Origin of the sequence: Schlesneria sp., assembly GCF_036405755.1 — a bacterium.
Classification (GTDB): Bacteria; Planctomycetota; Planctomycetia; order Planctomycetales; family Planctomycetaceae; genus Schlesneria; species Schlesneria sphaerica.
On record NZ_DASWWZ010000726.1, the window covers coordinates 1 to 11,252 of the forward strand.

Here is an 11,252-nt window from a genome sequence, read left to right on the forward strand (position 1 = left end):
GTTGAGGTGACTTCCACGGATTCCCAGTCGGGCCGGCCCCCGGTGTTCAATCTTCAGAAAAGGGAGTTCCGCGAGCAGGTCGAGCTTCGTTTCTTCGGAAATGTTGATGCCGCGAATGATATAGAGCTGGGTGATTGACGTCCGCAGATCCTCGATCCGCCCCAGCAACCTGAGCCCTTCTTCGCCCCCCGTCCAGTCCCGACCGAGCATGACGTATTCGATCGTGGGACGCCCGAGCGCCAGTCGCTCTGAGGATGGCCGTTCCGAGAAATGAACGATTCCCCCCAACTTCTCGAACTTCGCGATGGCTCGCTTCTGACGGGTCTCAGAACCCGTGTCGAACGCCCGTTCGGCACGCGAGGCCACGGCGAGATGCTCGTCAACTTTCAATCGCTGAAAAACCTGTTCCACCGCCTCGAAGGTTGCCTCATCCTCGCCGTTGTACAGTTTTTGTAAGACGTCGAAGGCGCGAACCGACGCTTCCGGTGATCCTGATTCCGCCGCCCATGCAAGCCCCGCAATTGCAACAACCCCTTGCGCAGTGAGACTTTTCGCCGCCAGCTCACGCCGCTGGAATTGCGGATGATCCAGTTCAGCAATCAGGGATTGAACGTGCTCAGGCACTGTTGCGTCAGCGACGTCTTCCTGGGCCGCTCTCACCAGTTGACACGAAAGCGTGAGAACGAGGAGAATCCGGAGGAAATGCATGTGACAGAACCTCGTCAGCGAAGCGACGTTGCAGAATGGCACCTTAACGATATAATGCACGATTCGTTGTTGAGGGCAAGTTCAATCATGGGTCGCAAGCGACATTTGACCTGACTTTGACAAATGGCGACGGTGTCAAGCAGTCATCGGTCGAATATAAAGTACCCATGATTGACACGCGATTCGTCAAACCACACCCGGATCGACGTTCCCCTCGAAAGTATTGCGGGACTGCCAGTCCCCCCCAGAAAGGGTTGAACAGACTGTGATCAAGACGGCTGAACCAGTTAATATTCGTGGAATTCTGCAATCCAAGGGTCATATGACGGCTGACGAGTTCAGCCAGTTGAGGCGAGCAGTCGCCTCTGACCAGGTGGCTGCAACGCGACAAGAAATCGAGGCCTTGCTGCGCGACGTTGAGAGCGGTGCGGCCTCCAGCCAGGCGGTTCGCGCGGGAATCGGTGCTTACCTGCTCGCCCAGCATGCGATCGCCGAACGTTTGCTCTCTGGCGCCAGCAACGACGGCGTTGCCCTGTATGTTTTGGGTATGGTTTACCTGTCGCTGGAACGGTGGGACGAAGCCGACGAGAAGTTCGCCGCTGCAGCCAAAGCTGGCTACGACCCCGTTGAGTGCACAATGAAGCGGGCGGGAGCGATCCGACTGCAGGGGCGCCTCGAGGAAGCGGAAACCACGCTGAAGCAGGCTGGGATGGAAGGCGCTCGGCGAGCCGATTACTCCTATCAGATGGGCTGTATTCTGGCTGATCGCGGCGACACCTACGGTGCGATCGAGTACTTCGAACGCGCCGTCGACATGGATCCACACCATTCCCAGGCGCTGTTCCGACTGGCCGGTGAGAATGCACTTTACGGAAATGACAACGAAGCCATCCGGCTTTACGAGCAGGGTCTCAGCAAGGCACCGTTCTATCTCGGCGCTCTGCTGAATCTTGGTTTGCTGTACGAAGACAAGGGGAACTACTCCGCGGCAGCTTTCTGCTTCCGCCGCGTCCTGCAGCACGACCAGAACCACCCGCGAGCTCTGATGTACATGAAGGACATCGAAGCCACGAGTGAAATGTATTACGACGATGACATGGCGAAGAACGAGGCTCGGCTCGAGCAACTGCTCAGCCGCCCTGTCACCGACTTCGAGTTGTCGGTTCGCAGCCGCAACTGCCTGGCGAGCATGGACATCCAGACGCTGGGCGATCTCACCAAGATCACCGAACCAGAACTGCTTCAGGGCAAGAACTTCGGCGAAACGTCGCTCGTGGAAATTCGCGAGTTGATGGCAGCACACGGGTTGCGCGTCGGCCAGAACCTCGCTCCCGCAAAGCCCAAAGAGAGCGGTGCCTGGCAAGGTGCAGGAAACTACGCGATCCTGCCAACCGACCTGTCCCCACAGGAACAGGCGATGCTGGCCCGTTCTGTCTCCGACCTCAACCTTTCCGTTCGTGCCCGCAAGTGCATGGCCCGCCTGGGAATCACCAGCCTTGCTGAACTGGTACAACGAACCCCGGACGAGCTTCTGGCGACGAAGAACTTTGGGGTCACGTCGCTGAACGAAATCCGGCAGCAATTGGGCGAGATCGGGTTGAAGCTTCGCAACGACTGACAGTAGTCATTGCTCACTGTGGCGCGTGTTTTTCGAGTCGAAACCGTAACGCCGCGTCATCCCACAGCACGCTAGCAACGCCCTATCGGCAACCTTGTCGCCGTGCCCGGAAGCGCGAGAATGGTGGATCAAAAGCGACAGGCTGACAGCAAACTTGCTCGTCAGCCTGTCGCTTTTTTGCGCGCCGAACAGATCCGCAAATCCTCCTCCGCGCCGCACCCTCTCAAACTTGTTGGCCTCTCGCTGCTGGTCCTGCTGGCAGGCTTCGTCGCGATACAACTGCAGACCATCCCCCCTGCACTTCCTCCCCAGCTTCAGGTGGCCAAAAGCGCGCGTCTTCCTGCGCCCGCGAGGTTGCTGAAACAGGACGGAAAGACACCCGAAACAACCGAGCCATTAATCCGAGTCAATGTGACGCCGGGTGGGACCGATTCGTTCCGATTGGAAATTCGGGGTCAGTACAAATTGAGCGGGCTGGAGGCGAACCCGAATTCCGAGGTTTCCCTGAAGCTTCCCCCGGGCCCGATGACCGTCGAAGCGACGAAGACGGGGATGAAGCTGGGCACCGCCGAGACCTCCCTGACCCAGATCGAGATCGTCCCGGTGGAATCTCCTGCCATTCGGGTCGACGGCCATCTTTACCGCGGCCGCATGCGACTCTTCCGCCGCACTGATGGGAAAGTTTCTGCCGTCAACGTACTTCCCATCGAAGAATACCTTGCGAGCGTGGTCGACTCAGAGATGCCCGCGAAGTTTCCTGCAGCCGCCCGTGAGGCACAGGCAATCGTTGCACGCACGTACGCTCTCTATCAGGCCCAGCACGCCGATCCGAAGTCTGTGTTTGACCTCTTTTCGTCCCAGCGAAGCCAGAAGTACCTGGGGGTCGAATATGTGGATAAGAATAATCGCCGACTGGCAGGAGAGAGCGAGAGCAGCCGCCGTGCCGTCCGCGAAACTCGAGGAATCGTCTGTAAACTCGACGAGAAACTCTTCTGCACCTACTACTCGGCCGTCTGCGGGGGACAGACAATCAACGGGAAGGAAGTATTCAAAGATGCCACTGAGGCGTTGAAGTCCACTCAATGCGAATGGTGTCGTGAGTCGCCGCATTACCGCTGGACGACAGAGTTATCACGGGATGCATTTGAAGCCCGCGCCTTAACCCCTAAAGAGAAACCCAAGCTGCTCACGATCCACTCGATTCAGCAACTGGTGGAACCCGGTCAGGGTTCCATCTGCCAGTTCAAGCTGAAGACTCCCGCCGACCTGCTCGCCGTCAATGGCATACAACTCCGTGATCGCATGCCGGTCGGAACACTCCCCAGCCCCCATTTTCATGTCATGCTGGAGAAGGATAAAGTTATCTTCAAAGGACGGGGTCACGGACATGGAGTCGGCTTCTGCCAATGGGGGGCGAAGGGCCAGGCGGAAGCGGGGCGATCCTCTTCCGAGATCATCCGCCACTACTTCGCCGGTGCAAAACTGACGACTCTCAAGTACTAGGCAAAGTACTGCGAATCCCCGGCAGAGGTCCCCCTCAAGCCACTTCGGCGCTGACACGAGCTGCTCCTTCAATCTTTGTCTCACGGCGGGTGGGTCAACCAAGTGACCAGCGAGACGTGTCCGAATCGCCTGATTTTTCGCTCCGGCAAATTCTGCCGATGTGCGAAGTCCTCAAGAAAATCCGGTTGCAGATTTCTTCGACAAACTGTGCGCGTCAGGCTCAGCACCATCGCGTCAGACGAAGCGGCAAATCCCAGCGAAGCCCCCCAAGCCACCCACCCCACGCGAACCAACCCCCAACCTCCATCAATCTCTTCGCAGCACTCCCATTCCACCGAACCCCTCACCATTACCTCATCAATCAGAATCGCATTTTGAGAATGACAGGTTCAGGATTTGAGTTCCCACAGCAAGACTGGTTCAGCTCCCCAGTTGACTGCGAAGTAAAATCTTCGAGGACAGCGGTGAACATCGGGTACGGATTAGTGACGACGTGCACCCCACCCTGTCACCCGTATGTCACCGGGAAAAAGGAATTTTTCCCCGTCCTGACGTGCCAGGAAGGCGCGGCCGACCGGTTTCGTAACCCAGAAATGGAGACGAGGTGGCCATGCCGACCCAGAATCACTTACTCACGACTTCGCCTATGACTCACGACTTCGTCCAGAGCGTTTCCTCTCGCGTTACACGCAACCGGGTTGAGCAGGTTTGTTTCACGCGTATCTCAATTCACCTTGTCGCATTGCTGGGCCTGATGCTGGGGTGTGTCACCTCAGCAAAAGCAGAAGAGACGATCACCGATGCACAGCGGCGATCGACAGCCGTAGCCCTCAACTACAGCCGCGCGTCCCTGCACCGCATTCGAAAGAATTCGTCCGTCCGCGTACTGCTTGAGGAACAGGAGAAGATCCTTAACCACCTGGATCTGAATGGCATCGCCGACGAAGAAGTGTTGAAGCTCTACTCGTCAGTTCTCGACGAGATCTCCAATATCCAACTCGCCGATCGTGAACGGATCGTGCTGCGCGAACGGTACTCGCGGGCGTTCCAGCGGGATCTGGGGATCAGCACCTTCGAAATTGCCGCGCAGGTCGCGACTGCTCAGTACGTGTCCGCCGTCCGAACGGGTGCCAACAGTTGGTGGGACCATCGCAACCAGTCGGCAAGCCACGAGTTGGACATCTGGCAAGTCGATAAAAAGCAGATGAACCTCGTCGTGGATAAGTCGAGCCAGTTTCTCGATGTGTCGTGGAAAATGGCTCGTGCCAAAAAAATTCCCGACCGCTGGCTGATCCGCAGTGATGATCTGGAAAAACTTGAGCAAGCCCAGCGCGAGACGGATCCGAGTGTGCGTCTGCGCATTCTGAAACGGATGGAAGGCTTCATGGAATGCTATCCTCCCTACTGGTATTACGTCGCAAGAACCCAGCAATCGATGGGACAACTTTTCGCCGCCAATGAGACCTATGAGAAGCTCGTCGCAATCGGAGACGGGCACTTCCGAAAAGATGAAATGCTGGCGGCCGGACTGGCAAACCGGTCCATCATTCAGGCTTTTCTGAGCCAGCCATCTGCAGTCGAAACCGCTCAGAAAGCCATGAGCTATTCAGCCGAAGCATGGGAAGCCAACCTGATCTGCGCCAATGTCCTGCAGCGATCGGGCCGGTTTGACGATGCGGAAGATGCCATTCTCAGGAACCTTGACGTCAACCTTGAGAAAACCCAGAGCCGTGTTGCACTGCTGGGGTTGTACTACTCGTCTGACAACAAGGTGAAGCTTGCCTCGCAGCTCCAGGATCCGGATTGGGTCAAAGACATCCCGGCACAACAATTATTGCTGTGCGCCGCGAAGCTGGGGCCGGGCAATGTTCCAGAAACCGTCATCGATCAGTTAACCACATCTCTGCAGGGGACACCGCGACTCAACATTGGCCGGGACGACTTCGTCGTGGCTGTCAGCCCCACTTGGCATCTCCAGAACGCCGCCGTTTCGCTGCAGTGGGGAGATAAACTCTTCGCGAATCCACGCCTGACCTCAGCGCAAGACTCACTCTTGTTAAGTTTCGATGGCATCGTCGAGATGGGGACCGTTTCAACGGCCGGTCGTGACAATCAACCCGTCGCCCTGATTGTGAAATATCCCGATGCCGCTCCGGTGAAGATCGTTTTAAACTCGCAGGGGGATCCCTATCGAGCCTCAGAGTCCAATATTTCCCTTGTCGCACGCCGACATCCCGTCTATCGAATCACCGCTTTGGAACAGAACGACTTCCGAATGTCGCTGAACTCTGTCGCGTTACTGCCCGATGTCGATGCGCGACCTCTCCGCGGACAGACACCGACCAGACCTCCCTTCAAAACGATCGAAGATCCCATTAGCGACGATACCGACGGTCGATGAACTTTCCGCCGTCGTCATCTCCAGGTGACGACCTGAGGCTGATGGGTTGAACGCCTGATTCCGGGCCCGGGGTGTTGAGTCGCGATCAAGACTCAACACCCCGGGCTCTTCTCACGTCCTCAGAAGGGGCAATACTGGTTCCATGCTTGCCATCTGCGAGCGAATGTAACGACCTCGCCCTCCCCCCCCCTAGTCCCGGACACCCCTTAATAAGACCGCGAGAGGTGCAGCAACAGAGGCCACGACTAAACAACCGCCTTAGTCGCCCAGCACCTCCCAACACGTTTGCGACAATTTTTCTTATCTTTTCTATTGACATTTTTTCACGCCGCGACATAATCTCTCACGTCGCCACTCCGGTCATCAGATCGAATCACCGCTGGAGGGTTAATCACGCACCACGCTGACAAAGCAGGTTCGTGGTCAATCTCAGCGGTTTTTCCGTTTTCTGGAGTGGACCATCATGCATTATCGAACCGCGTCCTACCTGATTGCCGCCGCGATCGGCTGTGCAATCATTCTTGTTCTCACCTGCAACGCCACCGTTGTCCCGCTGGTGGCCAGGGGAGCGGGCCCCGACGGAGTGCAGGTAACCTCCTCGGGCTGGCTCGCACTTCTTTTCTCCGCACTCGGTACAGGTGGCTTCACACTGGCGGGAATCGTCGCCGCCATCCTTTCGGTGCTCACGCGAAGCCTCGGAGGGTCTCTCAGCCAGAATCAGGCGGATGAGTTCGCGACGGAAATTGTGGAGCTGACTTCTGCTTTCGCCGCCCTGATGAAAGACAAAACCAATCGCGCCGCCCAGCGGCGGTTCTTCTTCGCGTTTGTCGACGCGACCAGCCTGATCCATGGGTGCACGGCCACATACGAGAACGGCGTCGTCATCCTGCGATACACCGGACATACGGAGTCTGTGGAAGAAGCCCAGGCGTAATCCGACACCGATCAGCACTCTCAGTTTGCACCACGACAGTCTGAAAGGAGGACAGGATGCGCACGATCGCCATATCGCTTTTACTTTCGTTGCCTGGTTGCGGCCCCTTCACGACGTATCCCCAACCACACGAGCCGGTCCCGGTCCAACCAGCCGTCGTCGAGACAATCTTCACGGTCTTGGCGGACTGCATCGACGATCCGGACACGTACCCACACAACACGACGCAACTGGAACTCATGCTGCGGCATCTGCGGACGCGGCAGCAGATCACCGATGAGCAGGTTGCGGCGGTGAAAGCTGTCGTGGACTGTTCGAAGGAAGTGGAGCTGACCAAGGTCGACAGCGACAAGATTCGGGGGCTGAAATGAGCACCAACTTCGGCTGGGTCTACGACGAAGAGCGTATCGCAGCGGCGACGGAGCGGCTTGAGAAGGCTGGCTACTCGCTGTCGTTCGATGCGGATCGTCCTCAGATGCGAGGGTTCTGGGAGCGACAGAAGTCTCGCGGGGTGACTCGCGTTCTGGCTCAGGATGATGAGCTGAAGCTGAATGGTGCCTGGAGGAAGTCGAATCACCAGCTCAGAGGCACGTGCGTTCAACAGGGGAGCGAGCGGGCCATCGAGGACGTGCATATCTCGCGGCTGGCCGACAAGGCGTTCATCGGTGTCTATACGCAGATCGCCGGGGAAATCATGTACGGCTACTGCCGGAATAAGAACGGCTGGTCGAAGACTCACGCCTGGGGCTGCAAGTGCGGGAACTGTCCTGATGGCATGACGGGGGTTGAGGCGGCAGAGTTCTACGCGACCCTGGGTGTGATCCGCCGGGCGAATTACGCGGCAGCCGGGATCGATCTGAGCCAGCCACGCGAGGATCTGGCAATCCAGTGGAACAACATCGGGGTTCCCGAAGTGCTGATCGCGGCGGCGGCCTTCCACAAGATCGAATGCCATCGGTCAATGACATGGACCGACTACGAGGATCCCATCGCGGCGAAGAACTGGGGACACGTCTGCCTGCCTCAGTTCTTCAAGGGGACGCGGATCGATCGGTTCGGCTGCTGTGAACCGGACGGCAGCGGCGGCCACTGTACCGAGTGCTGCGGGATCGTGGTTCTGCCCTCGGGCGAAACCGCATTCATCATGCAGCAGTCGTGGGGCGAGGCGTGCAAGTACCCGGTTGCAGTCCAGACGGTCAGCGGTCCCGTGAAGTTGCGACCGGGTTCCTATGCCGTTCGCAAGGGGGTCCTGGAAGGGATCGGGCGGCAGGTGGAATTGATTTCGTGCGATATTCCGTCAGGGAGTTCTTTCCGATGATGTATGACTACGAGTTTGACCAATTCGACGATGACGACGAGCCCCAGCAGAGCACAGACCCGCTCGTAAAGCTGGCGTTGATCGGCCTGATGATCGTGCTGTTCTTCACCGCGTTCTGCTATGCAGGTCCACGCGAGCGAGTTGCCATCGCCGAAGCCGCTGTCTGGTGTGCTCAGAACCAGTTCCCAGCAGGCGAGAACGACTACGACGGGAGCAAGGCGGGCAACATTCCGGAATTTCCGGAGAGTTCAGAGCCTCGCATCGAGTACACAGCGGGCCTGACGCCGATCACGACGAATGTCGAAGGACTCACCGCCACGATCTATACCGCGGAGTCTCGCAACGGGGACGGCTGGTGTGCTCGATGTAACACGCTCAAGCGAGACTGGGGGAACGGAAACTCGCAGGTGCGGCTTTTATGGTCTCGCGAGCCTGTTCCCGAGCGTGGAGAAGCGATCTATCCGGCGATCCGGTTTAACGGCGTCGACGGATACTCCATGCCCACCAAAGGGGGACGATACTTTATCCCCGCATCCCTTGGCGAACTTGAAGCCATCCTCGAAAAGCATTCGGGTGAAGCGTCACAAGCGGTGGCGGCGGTGAGCGGTGCAGCCGGGGCGATTCACGCAAAGGATCACGTTCGGGCCGTCTTCGCCTGGTGGCGAGCCACCATCGGCGAGGGTGTCAAAGCCGAGATGCGTTGGGACCGTTCGGGTGCTCAGTCGTTCCCGTTGCTCGCGAAAGCGGATTGGTCCCCCGTCGCAGTGTTCGGGAAATATGGGCACATGGACCTGTCCGCAAAGGGGGCTGTCGGCCTTCCCGTAGATGCGATCGGCTTTGGCTACCGCGTGGACGGCGACGACATCACGATCGACGTTGACCCGCTGACGCTGAAGGGACTGGGGCAGGCGTTCAATCCAACTAGTAAGCGATCCTTACAAGTTGGTCCCAGTCAGATCGGTCCGGGAACGGTGCTGACAATCGTGTCTGTGGTGCGTGGCCTGTGGAGCCTGCTCAACCCGAGTGCTGATCTGCAGCTCGGCGGTAACGTCTCGGCAACAGCGGCCCTGACCGGAGACACGCTGGCGATCGACTTCCAGCAGTGCCCCTCGGTAAAGCTGGTCGCGTTGTTCACGTTTCAGTTGCGAGTCGATCGGGTCGAGATCGTGGAAGACAAGCATGTGCGGGTCGTGTTCGGTGGCTCGCGGATTATCAAGGAACGGACGTTCAGTCTGAAGTAACAAAACAACCGGTTAAGCGGTCCCGCATGAATCATGCTCGCATGATCAAGCATGGAATGCCCACAGGCAGGGAGGCTTATACCGAGCCGGAGATTCGTTTCCGGCTGAATTTTCGGAGTCCTTCGCTTCGGGAACTCAGTTCCAACACGGAAAGGGGGGAAGCAGTGACGAGGCTTTGGAGGTGGCTGTCGCAGTTGGCAGTCGGTCGTAGTGTGGTTTTTGAGAAAGGAGACAAGATGGCGGAAGAGACGATGACACTGGAGGTCCCGGAAGAACTGGCGATTCAGTTCAAAGAAGCACAAGAGGCCCTGGCTCTGGCTGAGGCGGCAGACGTTGCCGTATCCGAGGCAGAACAGGAACTCGCCGAGGCACAATCCAATCTTGAGTTTGCCGTCAGCGAACAACTGACCGCACATCAGGAGGCGAATGCCCAAGCCCAGGACGTTCTTGAGGTCGTCCGGACACTTCTCAAGATCGCTTGATCCCGATCTTCGCTGAAATGGAACCGCGCCGCGACTGGGAGAGAAGATGCTCCACGGCCCACAGTCGCGGCGCCTTTTGACTCGCTACGAAATGTTAGATCAGCCTTCGCCAAACGACAGGAAGACAGATGTCAGAACCAAGCCAATCCCGTCAGCCCATCACGGTCGATTACTTCAGTCCCTGGGAACGACGCCTGGAAAAGCACGGGTGGCCCACGCTGCTCTTGATTCTTGTCGGCCTGTTCCTCTGGCGGTTCTCGGACTGGTTTCAGCCCAAGATCGACGAGGCGATTAATGCCCATTTCCGATTTATGGAAGCAGTAAAATCGACACAGGAACAACAGGCCATTAACGGACACGAGCTGGCCACGCAGCAGACACGAATCAGTCAAATCCTGGACCGGCAGGAGCGCCGGGACGAAGAGATGGCAGATCGAATCAAGGACGTTCACAAAGCGGTGATGAATCCGAAGTAACAACGAGGTGCCGAACGCACCTTCCCTATCAAACGGGTTCAAGAATCAAGCCTGCGAGGCACCGAAACTCCCGTGGGAAATTGCGATCAAATACAGCAGGCTGCGGAAGCCTTTTCGCCCGCTGAAGCGATCAACTTTGCTTCAGCACCTGAAGCAATTTCATCCACAACAACTGCAACGCGAGTCGACGCTCAGTTGTCCGTGCGATGCGCCGTCCGCCAGAAAAGCCCGCGGCAGCGGAGGCGACGGCAAGACGATTCCATGCGTAATCGATACAAGCCACCCTCGCCTGACAATGAATTCATCACAAATGATCGAGAAAGACTTTTCTCAATCGGAATATCGCATCATAGTGGCATTTTGCGACACAGAGGGACAATCAGCGTTCAAATCACCATCCTGCCTGGAAAACTTGAATGAGAACGCGACCACGAAGAACAGCACGACCTACTCAGCACCGATTGAGTATCGGAAGGGAAAATATGCAGCCAGTGGTCCTGATTTGCGGAATCCTGCTCGCTTCAACATTGGCATTTGCTGATGACGCTCCTTCAACTGCCACAGCCAAGCC

The 11,252-nt window shown here is 57.6% G+C and carries 10 protein-coding genes; 9 read left to right on the top strand and 1 reads right to left on the bottom strand.

What is annotated here, in order from left to right; translation table 11 throughout:
* Positions 1 to 708, bottom strand: a 708-nt coding sequence (locus tag VGE80_RS23905; RefSeq protein ID WP_440594398.1) for a hypothetical protein, incomplete at its 3' end; no start/stop codon positions are given.
* A 265-nt stretch (positions 709 to 973) separates the two neighbouring features.
* Here VGE80_RS23905 and VGE80_RS23910 point away from each other — a divergent pair.
* The 9 genes from VGE80_RS23910 (at position 974) to VGE80_RS23950 (ending at position 10,681) form a co-directional block, all read left to right on the top strand.
* On the top strand, positions 974 to 2,326 hold the full coding sequence (locus VGE80_RS23910; protein ID WP_373649318.1) for a DNA-directed RNA polymerase subunit alpha C-terminal domain-containing protein: 1,353 nt from the start codon (positions 974 to 976) through the stop codon (positions 2,324 to 2,326).
* A 120-nt stretch (positions 2,327 to 2,446) separates the two neighbouring features.
* Positions 2,447 to 3,829 carry a SpoIID/LytB domain-containing protein gene (locus VGE80_RS23915; RefSeq protein ID WP_440594399.1) on the top strand — a complete coding sequence of 461 codons (1,383 nt, stop codon included), beginning with the start codon at positions 2,447 to 2,449 and terminating at the stop codon, positions 3,827 to 3,829.
* Positions 3,830 to 4,475: 646 nt separating this feature from the next.
* Positions 4,476 to 6,230 carry a hypothetical protein gene (locus VGE80_RS23920; protein ID WP_440594400.1) on the top strand — a complete coding sequence of 585 codons (1,755 nt, stop codon included), beginning with the start codon at positions 4,476 to 4,478 and terminating at the stop codon, positions 6,228 to 6,230.
* Positions 6,231 to 6,693: 463 nt separating this feature from the next.
* A complete protein-coding gene (locus VGE80_RS23925) occupies positions 6,694 to 7,164 on the top strand; it encodes a hypothetical protein (RefSeq protein ID WP_397568448.1) in 471 nt (156 codons plus the stop codon).
* Positions 7,165 to 7,220: 56 nt separating this feature from the next.
* Complete coding sequence (locus VGE80_RS23930) at positions 7,221 to 7,535, top strand: hypothetical protein (RefSeq protein ID WP_373649322.1); 315 nt, start codon at positions 7,221 to 7,223, stop codon at positions 7,533 to 7,535.
* Entirely contained in the window at positions 7,532 to 8,482 is a 951-nt protein-coding gene (locus VGE80_RS23935) for a hypothetical protein (protein ID WP_440594401.1), read from the top strand. The genes VGE80_RS23930 and VGE80_RS23935 overlap by 4 nt, the downstream gene beginning before the upstream one ends.
* On the top strand, positions 8,449 to 9,723 hold the full coding sequence (locus tag VGE80_RS23940; RefSeq protein WP_440594402.1) for a hypothetical protein: 1,275 nt from the start codon (positions 8,449 to 8,451) through the stop codon (positions 9,721 to 9,723). The genes VGE80_RS23935 and VGE80_RS23940 overlap by 34 nt, the downstream gene beginning before the upstream one ends.
* Positions 9,724 to 9,959: 236 nt before the next feature.
* Complete coding sequence (locus VGE80_RS23945) at positions 9,960 to 10,205, top strand: hypothetical protein (RefSeq protein ID WP_373649325.1); 246 nt, start codon at positions 9,960 to 9,962, stop codon at positions 10,203 to 10,205.
* 128 nt (positions 10,206 to 10,333) lie between these two features.
* The gene (locus VGE80_RS23950; RefSeq protein WP_373649326.1) at positions 10,334 to 10,681 is read left to right on the top strand and encodes a hypothetical protein; all 348 of its coding nucleotides are present in this window, start codon (positions 10,334 to 10,336) and stop codon (positions 10,679 to 10,681) included.
* The last annotated feature ends 571 nt before the right edge of the window (positions 10,682 to 11,252 follow it).